The 25,149-nt window shown below is 66.0% G+C and carries 19 protein-coding genes and 1 tRNA gene; 5 read left to right on the forward strand and 15 right to left on the reverse strand.

Annotation, left to right across the window (positions count from 1 at the left end):
* The first annotated feature begins 61 nt into the window (after positions 1–61).
* Positions 62–1,663: an amidase gene (locus FVD38_RS11085; protein WP_147934868.1), complete on the forward strand. Its 1,602-nt coding sequence runs from the start codon at positions 62–64 to the stop codon at positions 1,661–1,663.
* 3 nt (positions 1,664–1,666) lie between these two features.
* Here the strand turns inward: FVD38_RS11085 and FVD38_RS11090 are convergent, their stop codons facing one another.
* From FVD38_RS11090 to FVD38_RS11115, 6 genes are all read right to left on the reverse strand, one after another.
* Positions 1,667–2,143, reverse strand: coding sequence for a TssQ family T6SS-associated lipoprotein (locus tag FVD38_RS11090; RefSeq protein WP_229493591.1), 477 nt, complete (start codon positions 2,141–2,143; stop codon positions 1,667–1,669).
* Between the two features lie 11 nt (positions 2,144–2,154).
* Positions 2,155–3,348 (reverse strand): serine/threonine-protein kinase, encoded by a 1,194-nt coding sequence (locus FVD38_RS11095; RefSeq protein WP_147934870.1) that lies wholly within the window; start codon positions 3,346–3,348, stop codon positions 2,155–2,157.
* A 131-nt stretch (positions 3,349–3,479) separates the two neighbouring features.
* A complete protein-coding gene (gene dbpA / locus FVD38_RS11100) occupies positions 3,480–4,889 on the reverse strand; it encodes an ATP-dependent RNA helicase DbpA (protein ID WP_147934871.1) in 1,410 nt (469 codons plus the stop codon).
* A 28-nt stretch (positions 4,890–4,917) separates the two neighbouring features.
* Positions 4,918–5,175: a hypothetical protein gene (locus FVD38_RS11105; protein ID WP_147934872.1), complete on the reverse strand. Its 258-nt coding sequence runs from the start codon at positions 5,173–5,175 to the stop codon at positions 4,918–4,920.
* Between the two features lie 71 nt (positions 5,176–5,246).
* Positions 5,247–5,323, reverse strand: a tRNA-Met gene (locus FVD38_RS11110).
* A 91-nt stretch (positions 5,324–5,414) separates the two neighbouring features.
* The gene (locus FVD38_RS11115) at positions 5,415–6,584 is read right to left on the reverse strand and encodes an MFS transporter (RefSeq protein WP_187271549.1); all 1,170 of its coding nucleotides are present in this window, start codon (positions 6,582–6,584) and stop codon (positions 5,415–5,417) included.
* A gap of 70 nt (positions 6,585–6,654) precedes the next feature.
* Between FVD38_RS11115 and FVD38_RS11120 the strand changes: the two genes are divergently transcribed.
* Complete coding sequence (locus FVD38_RS11120) at positions 6,655–7,104, forward strand: winged helix-turn-helix transcriptional regulator (protein WP_147934874.1); 450 nt, start codon at positions 6,655–6,657, stop codon at positions 7,102–7,104.
* 21 nt (positions 7,105–7,125) lie between these two features.
* On the opposite strand, the gene FVD38_RS11125 is transcribed toward FVD38_RS11120, so the two are convergent.
* On the reverse strand, positions 7,126–8,271 hold the full coding sequence (locus FVD38_RS11125) for a methyltransferase (protein WP_187271550.1): 1,146 nt from the start codon (positions 8,269–8,271) through the stop codon (positions 7,126–7,128).
* A 1-nt stretch (position 8,272) separates the two neighbouring features.
* A complete protein-coding gene (locus FVD38_RS11130; RefSeq protein WP_147934875.1) occupies positions 8,273–8,482 on the reverse strand; it encodes a hypothetical protein in 210 nt (69 codons plus the stop codon).
* A gap of 190 nt (positions 8,483–8,672) precedes the next feature.
* Here FVD38_RS11130 and FVD38_RS11135 point away from each other — a divergent pair, with 190 nt between their 5' ends.
* Positions 8,673–11,552: a glycosyl hydrolase 115 family protein gene (locus tag FVD38_RS11135; RefSeq protein WP_147934876.1), complete on the forward strand. Its 2,880-nt coding sequence runs from the start codon at positions 8,673–8,675 to the stop codon at positions 11,550–11,552.
* Between the two features lie 77 nt (positions 11,553–11,629).
* Here FVD38_RS11135 and FVD38_RS11140 read toward each other — a convergent pair whose 3' ends face one another.
* The 3 genes from FVD38_RS11140 to FVD38_RS11150 are packed head-to-tail and all read right to left on the reverse strand — an operon-like array spanning position 11,630 to position 15,364.
* On the reverse strand, positions 11,630–12,781 hold the full coding sequence (locus tag FVD38_RS11140) for an endo-1,4-beta-xylanase (protein WP_147934877.1): 1,152 nt from the start codon (positions 12,779–12,781) through the stop codon (positions 11,630–11,632).
* Between the two features lie 44 nt (positions 12,782–12,825).
* Positions 12,826–13,845 (reverse strand): glycoside hydrolase family 43 protein, encoded by a 1,020-nt coding sequence (locus FVD38_RS11145; protein WP_147934878.1) that lies wholly within the window; start codon positions 13,843–13,845, stop codon positions 12,826–12,828.
* A gap of 31 nt (positions 13,846–13,876) precedes the next feature.
* The gene (locus tag FVD38_RS11150; protein WP_147934879.1) at positions 13,877–15,364 is read right to left on the reverse strand and encodes an MFS transporter; all 1,488 of its coding nucleotides are present in this window, start codon (positions 15,362–15,364) and stop codon (positions 13,877–13,879) included.
* Positions 15,365–15,661: 297 nt separating this feature from the next.
* Between FVD38_RS11150 and FVD38_RS11155 the strand changes: the two genes are divergently transcribed.
* Together FVD38_RS11155 and FVD38_RS11160 are read left to right on the forward strand one after the other, a co-directional pair.
* Positions 15,662–16,759 carry a LacI family DNA-binding transcriptional regulator gene (locus tag FVD38_RS11155; RefSeq protein ID WP_147934880.1) on the forward strand — a complete coding sequence of 366 codons (1,098 nt, stop codon included), beginning with the start codon at positions 15,662–15,664 and terminating at the stop codon, positions 16,757–16,759.
* Between the two features lie 95 nt (positions 16,760–16,854).
* Positions 16,855–18,141 (forward strand): SGNH/GDSL hydrolase family protein, encoded by a 1,287-nt coding sequence (locus FVD38_RS11160; RefSeq protein ID WP_147934881.1) that lies wholly within the window; start codon positions 16,855–16,857, stop codon positions 18,139–18,141.
* Positions 18,142–18,269: 128 nt separating this feature from the next.
* On the opposite strand, the gene FVD38_RS11165 is transcribed toward FVD38_RS11160, so the two are convergent.
* Genes FVD38_RS11165 through FVD38_RS11180 form a run of 4 tightly spaced genes read right to left on the reverse strand, consistent with a single transcriptional unit; the run spans position 18,270 to position 24,819 of the window.
* Positions 18,270–19,907, reverse strand: a complete 1,638-nt coding sequence (locus FVD38_RS11165; RefSeq protein WP_147934882.1) for a glycoside hydrolase family 43 protein — start codon at positions 19,905–19,907, stop codon at positions 18,270–18,272.
* Positions 19,904–21,211 carry an MFS transporter gene (locus tag FVD38_RS11170; RefSeq protein ID WP_147934883.1) on the reverse strand — a complete coding sequence of 436 codons (1,308 nt, stop codon included), beginning with the start codon at positions 21,209–21,211 and terminating at the stop codon, positions 19,904–19,906. Before FVD38_RS11170 ends, FVD38_RS11165 begins: the two co-directional genes overlap by 4 nt.
* Before the next feature lie 10 nt (positions 21,212–21,221).
* Positions 21,222–22,592 (reverse strand): enolase C-terminal domain-like protein, encoded by a 1,371-nt coding sequence (locus tag FVD38_RS11175; protein ID WP_147934884.1) that lies wholly within the window; start codon positions 22,590–22,592, stop codon positions 21,222–21,224.
* A gap of 43 nt (positions 22,593–22,635) precedes the next feature.
* The gene (locus FVD38_RS11180) at positions 22,636–24,819 is read right to left on the reverse strand and encodes an alpha-glucuronidase family glycosyl hydrolase (RefSeq protein WP_187271551.1); all 2,184 of its coding nucleotides are present in this window, start codon (positions 24,817–24,819) and stop codon (positions 22,636–22,638) included.
* Positions 24,820–25,149: the final 330 nt, after the last annotated feature.

The following is a 25,149-nucleotide window of genomic DNA, read 5'->3' on the forward strand; positions in this document are numbered from 1 at the left end:
GCTGCGGGACGGCCTGCCGTGCTGCTATGCTATTGCTTTGTAATACATGGAGTGGCGGGGCATGGAGCGCAGGGATTTTGTACGACTGGGTTTGGCGGCCGGCGCGGCCGCGGGAACATCTGGCCTGGCACTGGCTGCGACCGCGCAGAAGCCGGCTTCCGCAAGATTCAGGCCCGATCCGATGCTCGAAGCCGGCGTGCAGCTCCAGCAGCAGGCCATGCGCGCCGGCAAGCTGACGGCGCACGGGCTCGCCACGCGTTACCTGGCCCGTATCGAGGCCGTCGACCGCGCCGGCCCGCGCCTGCGTTCGGTCATCGAGCTCAATCCCGACGCCCTCGCGATCGCCCGCGAGCGCGACCGCGAGCGCAAGGCCGGCAAGCTGCGCGGTCCGCTGCACGGCATCCCGGTGCTATTGAAGGACAATATCGCCACCGGCGACAAGATGAGCACCACCGCCGGCTCGCTGGCGCTGGACGGCGTGCGCGCCGCCCGCGACGCCCACCTGGTCGCGCGGCTGCGCACGGCCGGCGCCGTCATCCTGGGCAAGACCAATCTGTCGGAATGGGCGAATATGCGCTCGGTGCGCTCGACCAGCGGCTGGAGCGCGCGCGGCGGCCAGACCCGCAACCCGTATGCGCTCGACCGCAACACCAGCGGTTCGAGTTCCGGCTCGGCGGCGGCCATGGCGGCCAGCCTGGCCACGCTGGCGGTGGGCACCGAGACCGACGGCTCGATCGTCTCGCCCAGCGCCAGCTGCGGCATCGTCGGCATCAAGCCGACCCTGGGCCTGGTCAGCCGCGCCGGCATCATCCCGATCGCGCACTCGCAGGATACGGTCGGCCCGATGACGCGCAGCGTGGCGGACGCCGCCTTTTTGCTGGGCGCGCTGGCCGGTCCCGATCCGCAAGACGGCGTCACCGCCAAGGCCCCGCGCATCAATTATGCGAGCTTCTTGCGCAAGGATGGCCTGCGCGGCAAGCGGTTGGGCGTGGCGCGCGACTTCTTCGGCGCCAATGAAGGGGTGAATGCCCTGATCGAGAAAGAGCTGACCCTGCTGAGGGAGCAGGGCGCGATCCTGGAAGACGTCACGATCCCCAATAGCGACAAGTACGGCGAGACCGAGCTGACGGTGCTGCTGCACGAGTTCCGGCCCGACCTCGAGGCCTGGCTGGCGGCCTATGCGCCGCACGCGCCGGTCAAGACCATGGCCGACATCATCGACTTCAATGTGCGCAATGCCAAGCGCGAGATGCCGTATTTCGGCCAGGAACACCTGATCGCGGCCCAGTCCAAGGGCGGCCTGCAAGCGCGCGACTACGTGAAGGCGCTGGCCAACAACCGGCGCTATGCGCGCGACAAGGGGCTGGAGCAGGTGCTGCGCGACCGCAAGCTCGACGCCCTGGTGGCGCCGACCGGCGGCCCGGCCTGGCTTACCGACTACATCAACGGCGACCATTACGGCAGCAGCTTTTCATCGCCGGCGGCAGTGGCCGGCTATCCGCACGTCACGGTACCGGCCGGCCTGCTGCACGGGCTGCCGATCGGCCTGTCCTTCGTGGGCAAGGCCTGGAGCGAGCCGGCGCTGATCGCCATGGCCTATGCCTATGAACAGGCCGGCCGGCGCCGCAGGGCGCCGACCTATGTGGCGCACATCAGGGTCTAGGATTCAGCGTTTGACCGCCTGTTTCGCCTGCGCGAACACCGGTCCCCACTGCGGGTGCCCATGCTCGCCCGGGCCGAGATCGAAGGACGCATCGAGCTTGAAAGCGCGGTCGAAGGTCTGGCGGCACAGCGCCTGGCGGCCGGTCACGCAATAGCTGAAGGCGGTGTATTTGAGAGCGGTCAGCCGTTCGCGCTGGCCGGCGCCGTTCATGTCGCTGCCGTTCAGGCGCCGGATCGCGCCGTCGTAGTCGCCCTTATCGTACAGCGCAATGCCTTCGCGCAACGCGACGTCGTCGCGGTTGGGCGCCGGCGCGGCGGGGCGGTTCGGCTGTTGCGCGCGTTGGGCGCGCTGGTTGCGTGGCTGTGCACCGTCGGCGCGCGGATGCGGCCGGGCTTTCTCCTGGCCGCCGAACATGGGGCCGAACTGGGTGCAGCCTGAAAGGGCCAGCGCCAGCGCGGCCAGCGCAGCCGTCCGGCTCATGGTTGCAATGCTCACTGTGCTGCCTCCTCGGTGAAATCAAGTTCGATCGTGCCCGCCTGGCCTTCGACCGAGTTCACGGTGATGGTGTGTTCCGGGAAGCTCGGGTTGACGATGCGGATCGTGTGCTCGCCCGGCGGCAGCGTGATGCGCCTGAGCGGTGGGCTGGCGCCGCGCTCGACGCCGTCGACGACGATCGTGCCCCAGGGCTTGACCGCCAGGGTATAGGTGGTGCCGGCAATGGCCGCCTCGGGCGGGGTGCCCCTGGGCGCCAGCTGGACCGCGGTGGGCGGCACCGCGGCGTCCGGCGCGGGCGGCGCCGCAACCGGTGCGCCGGAGGCGGTTTCGTCGATTACCGGGCCTTCCAGCCGGGCCACGGGTTCCTGGGGCAGCGCCACCAGCGGCGTCTCGGATGCGTTGTACGGCTCTTCGAGCGCGGGCGGCACCGACAGTGCCAGCGCATCGCTGGAGTCGGCCTGGCGCAGCAGTGCGAACAGGGCGGCCAGCGCCGCCGCCACGACCAGGGCGATGATGCCGATCAACAGCCAGCGCCGCGGGCGCTCGGTGGCGGCAGGGGCCGCGACCGGATCGGGTGCGGAACGGGTCCGGGGCAGGTGGACTGGCGCCAAGGACGATGCCGGCGTGACGGCCGGCGCCACTGGCACATCGGCGGGCGCTGCCGCTTGCACGGGCGCGGCATCGTCTTCCTCCGGCGGCAGCAATGCCGTGGATGGCGGCGCGAGCACCACGATGCCCAGCAGCTCGCGCATCTGTTCGATGGTCTGCGGCCGCAGTGCCGGATCGGGCGCCAGGCAACGGTCGATGGCCTCGATGAAGGATTCGCTGTAGTCGCCGAGCGGGCGGCCGCGCAGCGGCGTGGTGGGAACAAGGTCGAGCGTCACCGCATAGTGCACGACGGCGGCGAGGTCATGCACGTCGCGCGCCTCGATCTCGGGCAGCAACTCGGGGTCCGGTTCCTGGTCCGAGCTGGGTAGCAGCATCGGATCGCCCGAATCGAGGATGAGCAGGGTGTCGGGCGTGATCAGGCGATGCGGCATGCGCATGCCGTATTGCACCTCGAGCGATTGCAGCACCTGGCGCACGATGCGGCGGCACCAGGCTTCGCTGACCATCTCGTGGTTGTGCTCGACGATTTCGCGGACGGTACGGCCGTCGAGCTGCTGTGTTGCGGTGTCGGAACTCATCATGGCATCGCGCCGGACGCTGGAGGGGCGTCCGGTGATTATTTATTTATTGCAAATAATGCCAGAATTGCGCCGTGGATGGCGCGGTCCCGCTCAACCGTGCGCGGTGCTTGTCGAGTGCGCTATGGTAAGGCTCAGACTTCCACGAAGCGCATCTTGAACCAGCGGCCCTTGATGGCGCCGAAGCCCGGTCCCGGCGCATCGCCTTGCCCCAGGCGTGCGACCGCGGCCTCCGCAATGGTCCGCTCCAGCGCGATATAGCTGTTGAACTCGCCGATATTGATCTTGCCGACCTGTTCGCGGGTCAGGCCGGCGTCGCCGGTCAGGGCGCCCAGCAGGTCGCCCGGACGCAGTTTGGCCTTCTTGCCGCCGGCCACGCACAGGGTCACCATCGGCGCCGGCGCGGCCGGTTCCTGGTGCTCGCCCAGCGCGTCGAGGTTTTCCCAGATCGCTTCCTGGTTCTGGTATTCCTCGACCAGGCGCACCCATTTCTTTTCGTTCGGCGCCACCAGCGTATGCGCCATGCCGCTCGCGCCGGCGCGGCCGGTGCGGCCGACGCGGTGCACGTGGACTTCGGGGTCGCGCGAGACGTCGACGTTGATCACGGTATCGAGGTCGGCGATGTCGAGGCCGCGCGCGGCGACGTCGGTGGCCACCAGCACCGAGCAGCTGCGGTTACTGAACAGCACCAGGATCTCGTCGCGTTCCTGCTGTTCCAGTTCGCCGTACAGCGCCAGCGCCGAGAAGCCTTGCGCCTGCAGGCTGTCGGCCAGTTCGCGGCAGCGCGCCTTGGTATTGCAGAAGGCGAGGGCCGATACCGGGCGATGCGCCTTGAGCAGGCGGCCGACCGCTTCCTCGCGGCCTTCGAAGCCGATCTCGTAGAAGCGCTGGTCGATCGCCTCCAGGCTGTGCTTGCCCTCGACCTTCACTTCGAGCGGGTCGCGCAGGAAGCCGGCGGTGGCAAAGCGGATATCGTCCGGATAGGTCGCCGAGAACAGCAGGGTCTGGCGATGGACCGGCGTGGCCGACACGATGCCCGCGATCTCGTCATAGAAACCCATGTCGGTCATGCGGTCGGCTTCGTCGAGCACCAGGGTTTGCACCTTCGACAGGTCGAGCGTGGCGCGGCCCAGGTGGTCGCGGATGCGGCCCGGGGTGCCGACCACGATGTGGGCGCCATGCTCGAGCGACGCGATCTGCGGCCGCATCGACACGCCGCCGGTCAGGGTCAGGATCTTGACGTTGCCGACACCGCGCGCCAGGCGCCGCAATTCGCCCGCCACCTGGTCGGCCAGCTCGCGCGTCGGGCACAGCACCAGGCCCTGCACCGCGAACCAGGCTGGATTGAGCTTGTTCAGGATGCCGATGCCGAAGGCCGCGGTCTTGCCGCTGCCGGTCTTGGCCTGGGCGATCAGGTCGCGCCCGGCCAGCACCGACGGCAGGGTCTCGGCCTGCACTTGCGTCATGTGGTGGTAGCCGAGGGTGGCCAGGTTGGCGAGGAAACGCGGTTCGAGGGACAGCGAGGTGAACGAGTCGGATTGCATGGCTAAGCCTCCAGCCGGCAGGGCCGGGCTATTCGGAATCGGGCGCCCAGACCGGCAGGCCGGTCAGGTCGAGTTTGTCGTCGCGCTTCCAGACGGGCAGGCCGGTGGTGTCGGTTTCATCGAGCAGGCGAAGCTGCTCTTGCTTGAGCGCGATGCGGCGCGGACGAGGGCCGGTGCGCTTGAGCACCGATTGGTGCTCTGGACTGGAGCCAGGCAGCGAAACGAGCGGCGCGGCCGGCTCGAAGCCGGGCAGGTCGAACGTTGCGTTGTCTTTCTTGTCTCTCATCCTCTGCCCTCTGCATTTTCTGCCGCAGAAAACAAAAGCCCGGCTCGTTGAGTCGGGCTTTGTATTGAATTTGGTTGCGGGGACAGGATTTGAACCTGTGACCTTCGGGTTATGAGCCCGACGAGCTGCCAGACTGCTCCACCCCGCGTCTGAGAACGATAGTATAGCGCGTTCAACCGGTATTTGCAATCGACTGTCGCCAAAGGCGACAGTCGCCCCCACGAAGGTGGGGGTCCAAGTTAATTCGAGCCGCCACTCAGCTTTCGGGTCGCCGTCCAGAACAGCAGAGCGACCAGGCTGATGCCCGCACCCAGCAGGCACACTCCGGTCCAGCCCGCGTAGGCGTAGACCTGGGTCGACGCTATCGCACCCAGCCCACTACCCACCGCATAGAACAACATATAGGCCCCAACCAGCCGGCTATGCGCTTCGCTGCCGGAACGAAAGATCATGCCCTGGTTGGTGACGTGGATCGCCTGGCCGCCCAAGTCGAGCAGCACGATGCCGATGACCAGCGCCCACAGTGAGACCGGCATCAGCGCCAGTGGCAGCCACGCCAGCAGCAGCAAGAGCAGCGCGCCCAGCGTGACCTGCCGCTCAAGACCTCGGTCCGCCAGGCGGCCCGCATAAGTGGCGGCCAGCGCACCGGCCGCGCCGACCAGGCCGAAGGCGCCGATGACGGTGTGCGAGAAACTGTAGGGCGCCGCGCTCAGCGGCAGCACGAGTGCGCTCCAGAACACATTGAAGGCCGCGAACATCAGTAAAGCGAGCACGCCGCGCACCTGCAGCACGCGGTGCCGTCGCAGCAAATCCAGCATCGAGGCGATCAGGGCGGGATAGGGCATGTGCGTTCCGCTGCGTTCCAGTCTCGGTAGCCGGCGCCATAGCAGCGCCGCGAGCAGCAGCATGGCGCCGGCCGAGCCTATATATACGCCGCGCCAGCCCGCCACGTCGCCGATGCCGCCCGCCACCACGCGCGCCAGCAGCAGGCCGACGAAGACGCCGCCCTGGGTGGCGCCGACCACGCGGCCGCGCTCATGCTCTGCCGCGCTGCTGGCCGCGTAGGCGATCAGGCCCTGGGTCATGGCGGTGCCGAGCAGGCCCGTCAGCAGCATGGCCGCCAGGAGCAGGGGCGCCGAGTTCACGATGGCGACGGCGGCCAGGATCGCGGCCAGCAGCACGGCTTGTGCCAGCATCAGGCGCCGGCGCTCGAGCAGGTCGCCCAGCGGCACCACGAACAGCAGCGCCAGCCCGCAGCCGAGCTGGGTGGCGGTGACGATGCCGCCGACGGCCGCCAGCGGGATGGAAAAATCGCGTGCCACGGCGTCCAGCAGCGGCTGGGCGTAATAGACATTGGCGACGCTCATGCCCGCGGCGGTGGCAAATAAGGGAGTACGTGTATTCGACATCATCTCTTAATCTGGTTGCAAATTGAAACCAGTTGAATCGTAGTCAAGGTGGTTTTAAAATGCAACCACTATGACGAAAAGAGATGCCGCTGTTGATGATTCTTGCCCGGTAGCGCGGTCGGTCGACCTGATCGGCGACCGCTGGTCGCTCCTGATCGTGCGTGACGCCTTCGACGGGATGCGCCGCTTTACCGACTTCCAGCGCAATCTGGGTGTCGCGCGCAATATTCTTGCCGATCGATTGCGGCGACTGGTGGAGGCCGGCATCCTGGCTATCCAGCCGAGTGCAAAGGGCGGCGCCTACCAGGAATACGTGCTCACCGAGCGCGGCCAGCGGCTATTTCCGGTCGTGGTGGCGTTGAGGCAGTGGGGAGAAGTGGAACTGTTCGCGCCGGATGAGGCGCATTCAGATCTGGTCGAGAAGAAGACCGGCAAGTCCCTGCGGCGCATGGCACCGGTGGGGGAAGGCGGCAACTTGCTGGCCCCCGGCGAGACCGAGGTGCGCAAGTTGCCGCTATAGGACTGCTTTAATAAGACTGCTTTAGTCAGCAGCGCGCAAGCGCCACAGCGAGGTGACTTCCTTCGAACGCGCCGCATGCAGCGGATCGTCCGCATCGCTGGCGCGCGGGTGAACAGGACGCGTATCGTGGCGCGCCACGACTTCCAGCCCCGCATCCCCGATCCAGCCCAACAACTGCTCGCGGCTGCGCAAGCCCAGGTGCTCTGCGAAATCCGACATGATCAGCCAGCCTTCGCCACCGGGCTCCAGATGCTCCTTGAGTCCACCGAGGAAGCCGCGCAGCATGCGGCTGTCCGGATCGTAGATCGCATATTCGATCGCCGAACTCGGCTTGCCCGGCAGCCAGGGCGGATTGCAGACCACCAGCGGGGCACGGGCATGGCCGTGCGGGAACAAGTCGGCCTGCACCACCTCGACTTGCGCGGCCAGGCCGAGCCGCGCGACGTTCTCGCGCGCGCAGCCGAGCGCCCGCGCATCCATATCGGTGGCGACCACCCGCATGCCGCGCCGCGCCAGCACGGCGGACAGCACGCCGGTGCCGGCGCCGACGTCAAAGGCGACTTTGGCGTTCGCAGGCAGCGGCGCCTGCGCCACCAGTTCGACGTATTCGCCGCGCACCGGCGAAAACACGCCATACCAGGGGTGGATGCGATCGTCGAGCGCGGGGATCATGACGCCTTTGCGGCGCCACTCATGGGCGCCGATCACGCCCAGCAGTTCGCGCAGCGAAGCCACATAGGGTTCGGTGGCCGGGCCATAGGCCTCCAGGCAGGCCAGGCGCGCATCCGGCGCGCGCCGCAGCGGGATGCCATGGTCGGCCTCGAACGGGATCAGGACCATGGCCAGCGTGCGGGCGCGCTGGAGCTGGGTCAGGCGGTGGCGGTGGAATGCTTCGGTCGGCGTGGCCGGGGCCTTGGGCTTGGCGCGGCGGCCGCGTTCGCCCTTGTGCTCGATGCGGCGCACCAGCGCCTGCAGCAGCTGGCGTGCATTCTGGAAGTCGCCGCGCCAGAGCAGGGCGGTGCCTTCCAGCGCCAGCCGATAGGCGGCGTCGGCGCTCATGGTGTCGTCGGCCAGCACCACTTTCTTCGGCGCGGGCCAGCCGCTCTCGGAACGCCACAGCGCCGAGCGCATCTCGCCGCCTTCCACCCATTCGATGCGCGTCGTCATATCAGTGATGGTGATGCCAGTTGGTATCAAGCGACTCGATATAGGACTTCACCGCGTCCGGGCTGCCGGTCGCGTGGCGCTTCACTTCGCCGCAGGCGCAGATGCCCTGGTAAGGCTGGATGTGCGAGCAGGCGGACACTTTCTGGAGGAAGACTTTGACCGGCTTGGTGCACTTGGCGCACTTGAAGGTCAGGATGCGGGCGGGCTTCATGGATAACTGTTGGTGTGAATGAAAAGAGCGGCATTTTACACCCGCCGTCCTGTGATCCCGACTTGGCGACTCAGGAATTGACAAGAAAGAATCGACAAACCTATACTCGAATGATCGCGCTAACACTAAATGTTATAAATTGTTATTACAGAGTGCGATGCACCATAACAAACAGGAGACAAGGTAGCTCATGACACTGACAATGAAGCTGTTCCGGCGCGCCCTCGCGCCATTGACCGCAGTATGCGCGGTGCTGGCCGCGCCCTCGGCCTGGGCGCTGGGCGAGCGCCAGATCGTGCGCTTCGAGGCCGGCCCGCAATCCGTGGTACTGGCGGACAAGGGTCGCGCCGCGCCCTTGCTGGTCGATCCGAACGACGATGCGGGCGTGCGGCGCGCCGTCGCCGACCTGCAGGGCGACATCGCGCTGGTCACCGGCGCCAAGCCTGTACTCGCCGACAGCGCCAGCAGCGCGGCCGACAGTGTCGTCATCGTCGGCACCCTGGGCCAGAGCGCCCTGGTAGATCGCCTCGCCGCCGAGGGCAAGATCGACGCCGCCGCCATCCGCGGCAAATGGGAAGGTTTCCTGATCCAGACCGTGGCCAACCCGATGCCGGGCGTGGCGCGCGCACTGGTGGTGGCCGGCAGCGACCGGCGCGGCGCCATCTTCGGCGTCTATACCCTGTCGGAGCAGATCGGCGTCTCGCCCTGGAAGTGGTGGGCCGACGTGGTCCCGGCGCGCCAGGCGACGCTGTCCGTCGCGCCTGACACCAAGGTGAGCGATGCCCCTGTGGTGCAGTACCGTGGCATCTTCCTGAACGACGAAGCGCCTGCGCTGACCAACTGGGCCAAGGAAAAGTACGGCGGCTTCAACCACCGTTTCTATGAAAAGGTGTTCGAGCTCGTGCTGCGCATGCGCGGCAACTACCTGTGGCCGGCGATGTGGCCGCCCACGGCCTTCTATGCCGACGATCCGGAGAACGGCCGCCTGGCCCACGAGATGGGCATCATCATGGGCACCTCGCACCACGAGCCGATGATGCGCGCGCACGACGAGTGGGCCCGCTTCGGCAAGGGCGCCTGGGACTACAGCAAGAATGGCGCCGGGCTGCAGGAGTTCTGGAAGCAGGGCCTGCGCAACTCGCACGGCCAGGACCGCGTGATCACGCTGGGGATGCGCGGCGACGGCGACGAGCCGATGTCCGAGAACGACAACGTCGACCTGCTGGAGAAAATCGTGCGCGACCAGCGCGCGATGATCGAGAAGGATACCGGCAAGCCGGCGGGCGAAGTGCCGCAGGTGTGGGCGCTGTACAAGGAAGTGCAGGGCTATTACGAGAAGGGCATGCGCGTGCCCGACGACGTGCTGCTGCTCTGGTGCGACGACAACTGGGCCAATATCCGCCGCCTGCCGACGCCCGAGGAACGCGCGCGTTCAGGCGGGGCCGGCGTCTACTACCACTTCGACTATGTGGGCGGTCCGCGTTCGTATAAATGGCTGAACGTGACGCCGATCCCGAAGATCTGGGAACAGATGCACCTGGCCTGGCAGTACGACGCCAAGCGCATGTGGATCGTCAACGTCGGCGACCTGAAACCGATGGAAGTGCCGATCGAGTTCTTCCTGACCTATGCCTGGAACCCTGCGGCCTGGCCGGCCGAGCGCCTGCCGGAATACCTGCGCCTGTGGGCCACGCGCGAGTTCGGCGCCGAGCACGCGGTGGAGATCGCCGAGCTGGTCGAGGGCTACACCCGTTTCAATGGCCGCCGCAAGCCCGAGCAGCTCGAGCCAGGCACCTATAGCGTGCTGAATTACGACGAAGCGGGCCGCATCGCGCGCGATTATGCGGCGCTGGCTGAACGTGCGAGCAAGATGGCGGCCAAGCTGCGCCCCGAGCAGCGCGACGCCTTCTTCCAGTTGGTGCAGTATCCGGTCGCGGCGTCCGCCAATATGAACGAGCTGTATGTGGCGGCCGGCCAGAATCACCACTATGCGACGCAGTTCCGCGCCACCACCAATGACATGGCCGAGCGCGTGCAGGCGCTGTACAAGAACGACGTCGAACTGACGCGCCAATACCATGCGATTGGCGGCGGCAAGTGGAACCACATGATGTCGCAGACCCGCTTCGGCTACGTCAACTGGGAACAGCCGCGCGCCAACGTGCTGCCGGCCGTGCACCGCATCGATGTGCCGCCCGGCGCCAATATGTCGGTGGCGGTCGAGGGCAGCGCCAAGGCCTGGGGCGCTTACGGCCTCAAGGCGCTGGACTTGCCAACGTTCGACCCCTACGTGAAGAAATCGCATTACCTCGACATCTTCAACCGAGGCAGTGCACCGTTCGATTATCGCATCGAGTCCAATCAGCCCTGGGTGGTGGTGAGCCAGGCGAGCGGCAAGGTGACGGGCGAGCAGCGCGTGACCGTCGACGTGCGCTGGGACAAGGTGCCGGCCAAGCCGCAACCGGCAGTGCTGACGATCACCGGGCCGAACAATACGCGCGTGCTGGTCAATGTGCCGCTGCGCCGCGCGGACATCCCGAAAGGCGCCAAGGGCTTCGTCGAGACCGATCGTGTGGTGTCGATCGAGGCCGCCAACTATACCCGTGCGCTGGCGCCCGAGGGCCGCAGCTGGCTCAGGATTCCTGGCCATGGCCGCACCGATTCGGGCGTGACGACCTTGCCGGTGACCGCTGCCGCGCTGGACGTGAAGCAGGGCATGCGCCTGGAGTACGACGTCAACACGGTCAGCAGCGGCAAGGTGAAATTGCAGGTGACGCTCGCGCCGACCCTCAAATTCCAGCCAGGTGCAGGCTTCCGTTACGCCGTGTCGATCGACGACGAGGCGCCGCAGATCGTCAATGTGCATGCGGACGAGTCGGAACCGTTCTGGGAAAAGATCGTGTCGGATGGCGCGGCCGTGTTCACCACCGAACACCAACTGACCAAGCCGGGCAAGCATGTACTGAAGTTCTGGGCGCTGGATCCGGGCCTGGTGGTGCAGAAGCTGGTGCTCGATGCGGGTGGCCTGAAGCCGAGTTACCTGGGGCCGCAGCAAAGTCCGCGCCTGTAAGCATCGGAAGCGTTAACTGAAAAGGGCAGTCCGCATTACGCGGACTGCCCTTTTTTTCTGGTGCTGATGTCGAAGAATCAGGCTTTACGCATCGGCATCGCGCGCAGCGAAGCGGCGATCGCCTCGCGCATCGGCTTGGCGCGCAACTGGCTGTCGTAAGGCGTCGGACGCTGCGCCAGGCCGTCCGGACGCTTGGCGTCGGCCCAGACCTGCAGCCAGTTCACGTGGTCGGCCATGCCCCACAACAGGAAATCGCGGCAGGTCGGGTAGCTCAGGGTCACGTCGAGATAGTCGCGCGCAAGCGCCGCGGTGGCGGCGTCGCGCTTGGCGAAATCGGCAGGGAAGGCCTTGTCGTTGACGTCGAACTCGGTGATCAAGAGGTCCAGGCCCATGCCGGTGACCTCGTCCAGGAACTTGCGCCATTCGCGCAACACCGCCGCATTGGCAGGGCCGGACATCATGTCGCCCGCGCTGACATGGCTTTGCAGGCCCAGGGCGTGGATCGGGGCGCCACGCTTCTTGAGCTCTGCCAGCAGTTTCAATACGCCGGCGCGGTGCTTGGCGTCGTCGCCCAGGCCGGGCCCCATGAAGTCGTTGTACACCAGCTGCGCCTTCGGCGCGTGTTCGTGGGCCTGGCGGAAGGCGAATTCGATCTGCTCGACGGCGCCCATGCGCTTGGTGAACACGTTCTGGATCAGGGAGCCGTCCTTCGGCGACACCGCCTCGTTGACGACGTCGTGGCTGATCACGTCCTTCAAGTGCGTGCAAACGGTCTTGGCGTGCTCACGCAGGATAGCTTCGGCGTGGGCGACCGGCTTGGATTTCAGGTCCAGCGCGTTCACCCAGGCGGGCAGCCACTTCGGATCCTGCCAGATCAGGGCATGGCCGCGGATCGCCATGCCTTCCTTGCGCGCCCAGGCGAACATCTCGTCGGCCGGTCCCCATTGGTAGGGGCCCGGTTTCGGTTGCAAGGCCTGCCACTTGGTCTCGTTCTCGGCGACGATCATATTGCACTCGCGCGCCATCAGTGCGCGGTAGGCCGGGTCGCGGAAACTCTTGCGGGTGTCCTGGTCTTCCAGCAAGCCGATGGCATTACCGAAGCGCATGCCTTTGGCCTTGGCCAGGTCCTTGAGGGCGGGGCCGGCGTCCTGCGCGGCCAGTACGTGGGGGGCGAGCATGGCGCCGGCCGCCGTGCCAAGCAGTTTCAGCGTATCGCGTCGGGATGTCATCGGGTGGTGTCTCCTTTAATTTATTGTGGGGGTTATCGCAGGTCTCAGTCCTGGCGATATGGCGCGATGGTGACGATCTTGCCGTCGGCGTCGTAATGCAGCTCGGTCACCTTCACCGAGCGCAGGTGGGTGACGCCGCCGGACAGGCTGCTGTCGTGATAGAACAGATAGCTGCGGCCTTCGAACTCGCAGATCGAGTGGTGCGTGGTCCAGCCGATCACCGGGGTCATGATCTGGCCCTGGTAGGTGAACGGGCCGTAGGGGCTGTCGCCGGTCGCATAGCACAGCAGGTGGGTGTCGCCGGTCGAGTACGAGAAGTAGTATTTGCCGTCGTGCTTGTGCAGCCATGGCGCCTCGAAGAAGCGGCGATCGTGGTCGCCGGCCAGCAGTTCGTTGCCGTCGGCGTCGAGGATGCGCACCGCGCGCGGTTCTTCGCTCAGCTCCAGCATGTCGCCGCGCAGGCGCGCCACGCGCGGCGCCAGGGCCGTTTCGTGCGCCGCCGGTTCTTCATGGTCGGGACTATAGAGGTTGTCGCGGTACTTCTGCAGCTGGCCGCCCCAGATGCCGCCGAAATAGAGATAGAACTCGCCATCGTCGTCGCCGAACACGGCCGGGTCGATCGAATAGCTGCCGGCGATCGGCTGCGGTTGCGCGGTGAACGGGCCGGTCGGCGTGTCGCTGACAGCGACGCCGACCTGGAAGATGCCGTCCGGGCGCTTGGCCGGGAAATACAGGTAATACTTGTCGTCCTTGCGCGCGCAGTCGGGCGCCCACATCTGGCGCGCCGCCCACGGCACGTCGCGCACGTGCAGGGCCACGCCGTGGTCGACCGCTTCGGCGCCCGGGTGGTCCATCGAGACCACGTGATAATCCTCCATCGCGAAATGGGCGCCGTCGTCGTTGAAGGGCACGCCGGCCTCGATATCGTGCGAAGGATAGATGTAGATGCGGCCGTCGAACACGTGGGCGGACGGATCGGCGATGTAGATGTGCTCGAGCAGGGGCTGGGAGATGGCGCGCTCTTTCAGTGCTTGCACGCGGTCTTTGTCGATATTTTCAGGCATGGGTATCGTCTGGTTCGGGTTCAATTAACAATCATTGCTGGGCGGCGAGTGCGCGGCGTTCGCCGAGTTCGCGCTCGATCTGCAGCTCGGTGTTCTTGCGGATGTCGTACGCGGCCAGGCAGCACACGGCCAGCAGGAAGGGGATGGCGGCGTAGACGCTGACCGTCAGGCGCACGCCATCGGCGACCTGGCCCGACTGGACGGCCAGAGCTGCATCGTAGCCATAGGCCGACAGCAAGGCGGCCACCAGCGCGCCGCCGATGGAGAGGCCCGCCTTGAGGCCGAAGATCATGGCCGAGAACAGCAGGGCGGTGGCGCGGCGGTTGTTCTTCCATTCCGAATAGTCGGCGACGTCGGCGATCATTGCCCAAAGCAGCGGGATCGTGATGCCGTAGAAGAAGCCGTACAGGATCTGGGCGCCGAACACCAGGCCGATCGAGCTCGGGCCGATCCAGTAGTAGCTCAGGCGGAACACAGCCGCCAGCAGCAGGGCGGCGCCGAACACGTCGCGCTTGCCGAAGCGGTCGGCCAGCGGCTTCGAGAAACCGATCCCGACGATCATCAGGATGATGCCGACCGCGTTGAACAAGCTGAAGCCCGAGGTGGCGGCGTCTTCCGGCCAGTGGAACTGCGTCAGGCCCATCCCGGTGAGTAGCGTGTTCAGGCCGTCGATGAAGGTCAGGAAGCCGACGTCGCTCAGGAAGGCCGCCAGTGCCGCCTCTTCCAGGAAGTTACGGAAGTAGAAGATGTACATGCCGCCCTTGAGCGACAACGTGATGAACACCAGGATGGTCAGCACCAGCATCACCACCCAGGGGCGGTTGCGCATCAGGTCGGCCACGTCCTGCTTGATGCTCGAGCGCTGGCTCTGGGTGGGAACGATGCGTTCGCGGGTGGTGAAGAAGGTGATCAGGAAGCAGATGGTGCCGGCCACCGCGAAGAACATCATCACGGTCTGGAAGCCGGCCACCTTGTCGCCGCCGCCCAGGATCAGCACCAGCGGCAGCAGCAGCACCTGGATCACCAGTTGCGCGATCAGCACCGCGACGAAGCGGTACGACGACAGGCTGTTGCGGTCGGCCATGCTGCCGGTGAGTACGCCGCTCAGGGCCGAGTAGGGCAGGTTGTTGGCCGAGTACACCAGCATCAGCAGGATGTAGGTCAGCATCGCGTAGATGTACTTGCCGCGCTCGCCCAGGTCGGGCGTGCTGAAGGCCAGGATCGCCACCAGGCCGAATGGCACCGAGGTCCACAGGATCCAGGGGCGGAACTTGCCCCAGCGGGTCGAGGTGCGGTCGGCGATGATGCCCATCAGCGGGTTGAAGCAGGCGCCGACCAGGCCGCCGATGAAGATGATGCTGGCGGCGGCGTTCGGTGAGATCTGATAGACGTCGGTGTAGAAGAAAGCGAGGAAGGTGAGCAGGGTCTGGAAAATCAGGTTGGCGGCCAGGTCGCCCAGTGCATAGCCGATTTTTTCAGTTGTCTCCAGCGTCGGCTGCGCTTTAATAATTGTAGTCATTGTCTTGCCAATCTATGTGTTGAAAAGCAATTGCAACCATCAAACCTTCGAGCGCCAGCGGGCTGTCGCGAAAAGGCCGGGTTACGCATGTATCACGCTTGACCAATAAAAAGTTAGCGCAATCATTGTTTTCGATTGTGGATGAGATGCCATGCTGCCGTCAACCGCTTTATTGTCAATCCGCATAGCAGTTATAAGCCTGGAGATGGATGTAAGTACGGCGCTGCGTGTTAGAATTAAATCATTAAAGTTCGCGCTAACATCGCGTTACCATTGTTCTGTCAGAGGTCGCCCCGCATGCCTACTTCCAATATCGGACTCACTACCCCAGCGGAGGCCAAGCGCGGCCCGAACATGGCCGACGTGGCCAAGCTCGCCGGGGTGTCGCCGATGACGGTCTCGCGCGTCATGAATGGCAAGTCGACGGTGCGCGCGAGCACCCGCAAGAAGGTGACCGCCGCCGCCGCGGCCCTGAACTACGCGCCAAACCCCGAGGCGCGCCTGCTGGCCGGGTCACGGCCGATCCGCATCGGTTTCCTGTACAGCATGCCCAGCGTGCGCAGCGGCGCCTACCTCACCGAGGTCTTGCTGGGATTGCTGAACAAGGTCAGCCTGAACAACGTCCAGCTGCTGGTCGAGAAGTGCGCCGACGGCGAGCAGATCGCCCTCCACACCCAGCGCCTGATCGATAACCAGATGGACGGCGTCATCCTGCCGCCGCCGCTGGTCGACAATGCCGAGATCGTGGCGCGCATCGTCGACGCCGGGATTCCGCTGGTCCTGATCGCCTGCGGCCAGCCCGATGCGCGGGCCGGCGCGATCGGCATCGACGACCGCCAGGCCGCCTACGAGATGACGCGCCACCTGATCGAGCTGGGTCACCAGCGGATCGGCTTCATCAGCGGCCATCCCTACCAGTCGGCCAGCGCGGCGCGGCTGGAAGGCTACCAGGCCGCCATCAAGGAATTCGGGGCCGACCCCGCAGCCGAGCTGGTGACACAGGGGATGTTCAACTACCGTTCCGGGCTCGACGCCTCCGAGATCCTGCTGGCGCTGGCCGACCGCCCGACGGCGATCTTCGCCAGCAACGACGACATGGCCGCCGCCACGGTCGCGGTGGCGCATCGCCTGGGGCTCGACGTGCCGGGCGATATCACGGTGGTCGGCTTCGACGACACCGCGCTCTCGACCACGATCTGGCCGGCGCTGACCACCGTGCGCCAGCCGACCATGGACATGGCCGAAGCGGCGATCGAATGCATCGTCCAGCGCGTGACGAACGAGCGCACCGGCTTGCCGGCCAGCCCCGAACACATCAGGACCGAGTTCACGCTGGTGCGGCGCCAGTCCGATGCGGCGCCACGGATCCGGCCGCCGGTGCGTATCGTTGCCTGAAACTCCCGTCTACCGTCGGTTTGTTTGCGCTATCATTGGCGTTACAGATTTGGTAGTCCTGCCTCCCGCAGGCCATGCCATCACCGGAGACCATCTTGAGTACTTTACGTCGAGGCCGCCTGGCCATCGCCGTCCTGGCCGCGTTCGGTCTGGGCGCCTGCGCAATCCCACCGTCTGCCAACGATAGCGGCGCCCGTCACTGGGTCGCCAGCTGGGGCACGTCCCAGATGCCGTACGGCCAGGCCGAAGCCATGCCGGCCGATTTGTGGAAGGACGGCACCGTGCGCCAGGTGGTGCGCCTGTCGCTGGGCGGCAGCCAGGTCCGGGTCCGGATCAGCAATGCTTATGGCAGCGAGATGCTGGTCGTGAACGAGGCCAGCATCGCGCGCGCGGTGAAGCCGGGTTCCTCCGAGGTGGTGGCGGGCTCGCTCCAGCCTCTCCGCTTCAATGGCAGCACGTCGGTGCGCATACCGGCGGGCGCCGAATACGTCAGCGATCCGGTCGACCTGGCGGCGGCAAGCGGCCTCGATATCGCGGTCACCATGCACCTGGCGAATACGGCGGGGCAGCAGACCGGGCATGCCGGCGCGCGCACCACGACTTACCTGGCCCCGGGTCGCCTGACCATGGCCGCGAGTCTCCCGGATGCGAAGACCGTCACCCGCTGGCACCAGCTGGCCGACATCGAAGTGAGCGCGGCGCCGCCCGCGCGGGCCGTGGTCGTGATCGGCGATTCGATCACCGACGGCTACGGCGCCACGACCGACGCCAACAATCGCTGGACCGATCACCTGGTGCAGCGCATCGCCCAGGACGGAAAGCGGCAGCTCGCCGTGATCAATGCCGGCATCGGCGGCGGCCGCCTGCTGCGCGAGGGCCTGGGCCCGAGCCTTATCACACGCTTCGAGCGCGACGTCCTGGCCAGGAATGGCGTGAGCCACGCGATCGTCTTCATCGGCGTCAACGATATCGGCGTGCTGCGCCGCTCGAAGGAAGACACGCCGCAGGCGATCGAGGCGATGCTGGCGGACCTGAAGCAGGCGCATTTGCAGATGATCGGGCGCGCCCATGCCAAGGGGATTTGCGTGATCGGCGCGACCATCACGCCGTTCATGGGCAGCGGCTACTATGCGCCGGCGCAGCACAATGAGGCGCTGCGCCAGGCGGTCAATGATTGGGTGAGGAGCGAGAAGGCCTTCGATGGCGTGTTCGATTTCGACGCGGTGCTGCGCGATCCTGCGCGGCCGTCCTACCTGGCCAAGGCCAATGACAGCGGCGACGGCCTGCATCCGTCGCATGCGGGGTATGCCGCGCTGGCAGCGGCGGTGCCGCTGCAGCAGTTCGATAACTGCGCCTACAGCCGCTTGCCGGGCTTGCGTTAGTTCTGTTCAGGGTGCGGACGGCACCCTAATAGCACCTGTCCACTGAAGACCGTCATTCCCGCGCAGGCGGGAATGACGTGCGTAGGGAGCACGGGAATGACGTGCGTGGGGTGCGCGGGAATGACCTGTTAGAGGCGCTTGGGATCGACGCAATATGCCCGTTCCACGTACTCGAAATAATCGAAGTCGGCATGCAGCGCAGTGCCGGCCATGTCCTGGCACGCCATGCCGACGAAGGCGCCCGTGAAATTGGGCTGGCCGGGCGCGCTGGCCTCGTCCGACAGGATGCTGGCGTCGAACTGCTGCGGTAGCCACTGCCAGGGACCGTCGCCAACGCGATAAGCGAACACCAGGCGCTCCTCGTCTACCTCCACCCGCAGCTCGACCGGCACGCCCTCGGGCAGGGCAATCGGCGCGGTAAAGGCATCCGCCTGCAGGTGGTTGGGCAGGCTGCTCATCACGCGCAGGTGCTTGCCGGTGTCGTCGTCGTGCGTGATGTACAGGTAGTGGAACTTGGCGGCGCCGTAGTAGCAAACCAGGCCAGCCTGCTGCTGGAAGTGTTCCGGCTCGAACTCGACAGACGTCGACGCGCTGAAGCAGTGCGCCTGCTGGCGCCGCGCCACCAGCGCCTGGCGGAAGGTGCTGCCCAGGCTCTCGCGGCCGAACAGGCGCAGGTGGCCGGGGCGTTCCGTGAGGCTGAACAGCTCTTCCGGATACGGCGTGCGCAGCCACTGGAAATCGAGCGGCAAATCCGCCGCATCGAATTCGGCGCGCGCGGGCTGAGGCTCGAAGGGATGCGCGGGTAAATCGGGCGCCTCCGCCTCCAGTTGCGGCATGCCTTGGCCATCGAGCGTGAGCAGCCAGCCGTCCTCTCCCCACACCACTTCCTGGATCGCGGTCTCGCGCCCCAGGGTGCAGGTGCCGCGGTTGCGCAGCGGCCGGCCGCACAGGTAGACCATCCAGGTGCGGCCATCGGGCGTGTCGACCAGGTCCGCGTGCCCGGCACGCTGCAGCGCGGCGTCTGGCCGCGCGCGGGTGGTAAGGACGTTCACGTCCGGGTGCAGCTCGTACGGTCCGAGCAGCTCGCGCGAGCGCGCCATGGTCACGCCATGGTTCCAGCCGGTGCCGCCTTCGGCGGTGAGCAGGTAGTAGTAACCGTTGCGGCGGTACAGGTGCGGCGCTTCGGTCAATCCGTGCTCGGTCCCGGCGAAGATATTCGTGCGTTTTCCAACCAGGCGCCGCTCCTCGACCGAATACTCCTGCAGCACGATGCCGGCGAAGCGCTTGCCGCCCGGGCGGTGATCCCACAGCTGGTTCAGGAAGTACTTGCGTCCGTCGTCGTCATGGAACAGCGACGGATCGAAGCCGCTGCTGTTCATGTGCACCGGATCGGACCACGGCCCGTTGATGCTCGGGCTGGTGACCAGGTAGTTGTGGAAATCGCGCAGCGAGGCGCTGCCGCCGGCGCCGCCGGTCGAGGTGCGGCCATAGCGCTTGACGTCGGTGTAGATCAGCCAGAACAGGCCGTCGGCATAGGTCAGGCACGGCGCCCACACGCCGCAGGAATCTGGCGCGCCGCGCATGTCGAGCTGGCTGGCGCGGTTGAGCGGCCGGCCGGCCAGGCGCCAGTTGACCAGGTCGCGCGAGTGATGGATCTGCACCCCCGGATACCACTCGAAGGTGGAGGTGGCGATGTAGTAGTCGTCGCCCACCCGCACGATGGACGGGTCGGGATTGAATCCGCGCAGGATCGGGTTGTGGATCATGTCTTTTGTATCGAGAGAGGTTGCGCCGGCTCAGGTACAGGCTCACGCACCAGGGTCCACAGCAGCACGGCCGCGATCAGGTCGAGCACCGCCAGGCTGACGAAGAAGGGCGTGTAGCCGACGCTGGCCAGCAGGGTGCCGATCAGCAGCGAGAAGATGAGCAGGCCCAGGTTACCGAAGGTGCCGCACATGCCGGCCACGGTGGCCACCTCATTGCGCCGGAACAGGTCGGACGACATGGTGATGACGGTGACCGACAGCGTCTGGTGGGCAAAGCCCGCAAGGCTGAGCAGGGCAATCGCGGCATAGGCATTGTCGACGTAGCCGACGAAGGCCACACCCATCATCATGATGGCGCCGAGGGTGAACGCGCCGCGCCGGGCATTGATCAGGCGTACCCCGCGCTTTTGCAGGGCCAGCACCACCACCGGACCGAACATGCAGCCCAGGTCGGCCGCCAGGAAGGGCAGCCAGGCGAACATGGCGATGTCCTTCAGCTCGAAGCCGCGTACCGTGGTCAGGTACAGCGGCACCCAGAACGCCAGCGTGCCCCAGGCCGGATCGGCCAGGAAGCGCGGCAGGGCGATGCCCCAGAAATTGCGTTTTTTAAGGATGCTGACGATGGAGGGCTTGCTGCCGTCGCCGGCGAGGTGATCTTCCTGCCCGGCGGCGATGTACTCGGCCTCGTCTTTCGACAGGCGGCGATGGCGCTTCGGCGCGTCGTACAGCAGTAGCCAGGCGCATACCCATACCAGGCCCAGGGCGCCGGTGATCACGAAGGCCGATTGCCAGTTGTAGTGCAGGATGGCCCACACCACCAGCGGCGGGGCCAGCATCGAGCCGAACGAGGCGCCGATATTGAACACGCCGCCGGCCAGGCCGCGCTCCTTGGCTGGGAACCATTCAGAGACCGCTTTCATCCCGGCTGGGTTGGCCGAGCCTTCGGCCAGGCCGAGCAGGCCGCGCAGGATGGCCAGGGTCTGCCAGTTGGTCGCCATGCCGTGCGCCATGCAGATCAGCGACCAGGCGGTGGCGAAGATCGCGAAGCCATATTTGAGGCCGATCACGTCCAGCACGTAGCCACACAGCGGCTGCAGCATGATCGCGCCCTGGAAGGCCGCGGTGATGTACGCGTATTCCTGGGTCGTGATATTCAGCTCGGTCAGGAGCGTAGGCGCGGCCACGGCCAGCGAGCTGCGGGTAAGGTAGTTGACCACTGCGCCCAGCATGATCAGGCTGATCATCCACCAGCGCAGGCCGCGGACGGTGCCGCCGCGGACCCGGCCCAGGACTGCCGCAATCATTGGGCCGCCTTCATGGCTTCACCATGCTGGGGCGCTTCGGATCGTAGCTGAAGTCGGGCACCAGGTAGCGCATCGCCATCGCATCGTCGCGCGCGCCGCCGGCCACCTTCTTGTAGAGTTCATGCGCCTCAGTGATGCGCGCCATGTCCGGCTCGATGCCCAGGCCCGGACGGTCCGGCACCGCCACCTGGCCGCCCACGATCTGCAGCGGTTCGGTCGTCAGGCGTTCGCGGCCTTCCTGCCAGATCCAGTGGGTGTCGATCGCCGTGATCGTGCCCGGCGCGGCAGCCGCGCAATGGGTGAACATCGCCAGCGACACGTCGAAGTGGTTGTTCGAGTGCGAGCCCCAGGTCAGGCCCCAATCGTGGCACAGCTGCGCCAGGCGCACCGAGCCCTGCATGGTCCAGAAGTGCGGATCGGCCAGCGGGATGTCCACCGCGCCCAGCAAGTGCGAATGGGCCATCTGGCGGCAGTCGGTGGCAATCATATTGGTGGCGGTGCGAATGCCCGTGGCGCGCTTGAATTCGGCCATGATCTCGCGGCCCGAGTAGCCCGCTTCGGGGCCGCACGGGTCTTCGGCATAGGCCAGCAGGTGGCCTTGGCCGCGGCAGGCGTCGATCGCCTCGCGCAGCGACCAGGCGCCGTTCGGGTCGAGCGTCACGCCGGCGTCGGGGAAGCGGCGCTTGATCGCGGCGACGGCTTCCATCTCTTCCTCGGCGCGCATCACGCCGCCCTTGAGCTTGAAGTCCTTGAAGCCATATTGCTCGACCGCCGCCGCGGCCATGTCGCCGATCGATTCGGCAGTAAGGGCTTCTTCGTTGCGCACCCGGTACCAGCCGTCGCGGCCGGCGTCGTCGTCGTAACCCAGGTCGGTGCGGCCACGGTCGCCGATATAGAACAGATAGGCCAGCATCGGTACGTGGCTGCGCTGCTGGCCGTCGCCCAGCAGCTCGCACAGCGGTACGCCCATGAACTGGCCCAGCAGGTCGAGCAGGGCCGCTTCGACGGCAGTCACCACGTTTTCCAGGCGCAGGTTGATCTCGTGCGGCTGCTTCATCACCGCCGCTTCGGCGCTGGACGTCACCTGATGGCTGACGCCCGAGATGGCGGCGCGCAGGCGGTTCAGGGTACGGCGGTGGTGGCCGATCTCGGTGCCTTGGACCAGCGGCACCAGCTTTTGCAGGGCCAGCAGGATGCCGTTCGAGCCAGGCACCTCGCCCATGCCGGTGCGGCCGGCGCTGTCTTTCAACAGCACCAGGATGCGGGTGAAGTAGGGCGCGTGGGCGCCGCACAGGTTGAGCAGCATGCTGTCGCGGCCCGCGACCGGGATCACCTGCATCAGGGCGATGGTCGGGGTGGCGGCGCGTTGAATCGGGTTCATCTTTGCATCTCCAGAAGTCATTCAGGCAAACGGGGCGAGTCGCTCAAATCCCCGGGGCATACGGGAAGCGGATCGACTTGTAGTGGTCGAGCGACTGTGCGGGCTTGCGCACGCCGGCCGGCAACGGCAACCCGGACACGTCCTGGAAATAGGCGAGGCTGGCGTCGCGCCACCATTGCGCTTCGACGTGCTGCTGTGCCAGACGCTGGGCGGTATCCGCAAAACGCTGGGCATCGACGAAAGGCTTCATGCGCTGCCACTCGGCCTGCATCGCGGCGGCTTCGGCCACGCCGTGGTCGTAGCGGGTCACCAGCTCTTCCCACAGGGTGCGGCCGGACGCCATGCGGTAATCCCAAGGCAGGCGGTGGAACCACAGCAGCAGCTCCGGCGGCGTCGTTTTCGGGTCGGCGAAGCGGCGCGCCACCTCCGGCGAATATTGGGCCACGGCGTTGCTGCCCTTGGCGGTACGGTCGAAGCCGATGCCGTCGCGGCCGGCGCGGTGGTAATAGATCGGATTCCAGTCGGCGCGTTCCAGGTTGTCGACCCAGGGCGCCGGACCATGGTGGTGGCTGCTGCCCATCACGTGGTTCAGGCCGAGCGGCGTCATGTAGTCGACCACGGCTTCGCGCGAACGCATCATCATGTTCACGACCGGGTCCAGCAGGCGCGCATCCGGGCTGAAGGTCTGGGCCGCCCATTCACGTGCGATGACGCGGCTGTCCAGGCCCTGGTCCCAGGCCATGCGGCCATACATATACCAGTTGGACTGGTCGAAGATCGACCCGCTCCAGCTGCGGCTGCTGCCAATATTGGCCACGCCCGCGATGCCACCAACGCGGCCCTGCTTGCCCTGGATGGTGTCGGCCACCGTGAGTTTGCGGCCGCCAATGCGGGTATCGAACTCCAGGGTTTCCTGGAACATGGGGCCGAGATAGGCCAGGTGGGTGGCGAAACCCAGGTATTCCTTGGTGATCTGGAATTCCATGATCAGCGGCGTCTTCGGCATCGCGCCGAACATCGGGTGGGCCGGCTCGCGCGGCTGGAAGTCGATCGCGCCGTTCTTCACCTGCACCAGCACGTTGTCGTCGAACTTGCCGTCCAGCGGGATGAACTGGTCATAGCCCTCGACCGCGCGGTCGTGCGCCTTGCCGGCCTTCGACTCCTCGGGCGAGGCGTACACGAAGGCGCGCCACATCACGATGCCCTTGTGCGGGGCCACGGCGCGCGCCAGCATATTGGCGCCGTCGGCGTGGTTGCGGCGGTAGTCCTGCGGGCCTGGCTGGCCTTCCGAATTGGCCTTGACCAGGAATCCGCCGAAATCGGGAATGGTGCGGTAGATCTCGTCGGCCTTGTTCTTCCACCAGGCGGCGACTTCCGGGTCGAGCGGATCGGCCGTCTTGGTTTGCTTCATCTCGAGCGGAGTCGACCAGCGCACCGACAGGTAGACGCGGATGCCGTACGGACGCAACACGTCGGCGATGGCGGCGGCCTTGGCGATAAAGGGCGCGCCGAGCACCTCGGCCTTGGAGTTCACGTTGTTCAATACGGTGCCGTTGATACCCAGCGAGGCATTGGCGCGTGCATAGTCGGTATAGCGCGGATCGATGATGTGCGGGAGTTCCCACCAGTTCCAGATCGACTCGCCGGCATAGCCGCGCTCGACGCTGCGATCGAGATTGTCCCAGTGGTTCAGCACGCGCAGGGGCAGGGTGGGGCTGGAGGCCAGCGCGATCCTGTCGGCGCCTTTGCCCGATGGGAGCTGCAGCTCGCGCAGCCAGGCGAAGCTGCCATACAGCAGGCCGGCATCGGTGTTGGCCGCCACCAGGGTGACGGCGACGCCATTCAGTTTCGCGCGCCGCACCAGATAGCCTTCGTCGCCAAGCTTTTTCAATTCATCGCGTACGGCGGACGCGGTATCCAGGCCGGCCGGCAGGTCGGCGCCGCGCGCCAGCACGATGGTATCGAGGCGCGCCTTGTCGACGATGCCTGGCGCCTTGCCCAGCATTCCCTGCAGGGCGCGTTGCAGCTCGCTGCGCGCCGCGCCCTTGGTGGGGCTGTCGGCGCCGAGCACCAGGATCGAATCGGGAACGTGTGCGCGCTGGGCGGCGGGGAGGGGTTGATAGCGCAACCACAGCTGGTAACCATCCTCTGCGGCGGCATGGGTCGGGATGCACAGCAGCATGCCGAAAAGAAACGCGGCCCAGAGCCGCCCGAAGAGTCGATGCATGAGGTTGTCTCCATGTTTTTTGATCCGGAATGTTTGTTTTGTATCATCCGGCTGCGGGAATGTTAGCGCGAACCTTTTCGATTTGAAAGCGTTTTGTTTCGCAAATCATGGCAAAGAGCCCGCCCGACGGTGGTTAAGCAAACGCTTCGTCAGCAGCGCCTGGTATGCATAACATTCGCGCTTTACCAACGTTCGGAATATTTTGTTGACAATCATTATTTTTGACCAGTAGACTGGGATGGTTGCGATAACATTCGTGTTAATAGAGATGTTCGTAACATGTGCTTGAAGTAAAAAAATAACGAGGAGATAAGCATGCAACAACGAGAC

Origin of the sequence: Massilia arenae (assembly GCF_008014745.1) — a bacterium.
Lineage (GTDB): Bacteria > Pseudomonadota > Gammaproteobacteria > Burkholderiales > Burkholderiaceae_D > Telluria > Telluria arenae.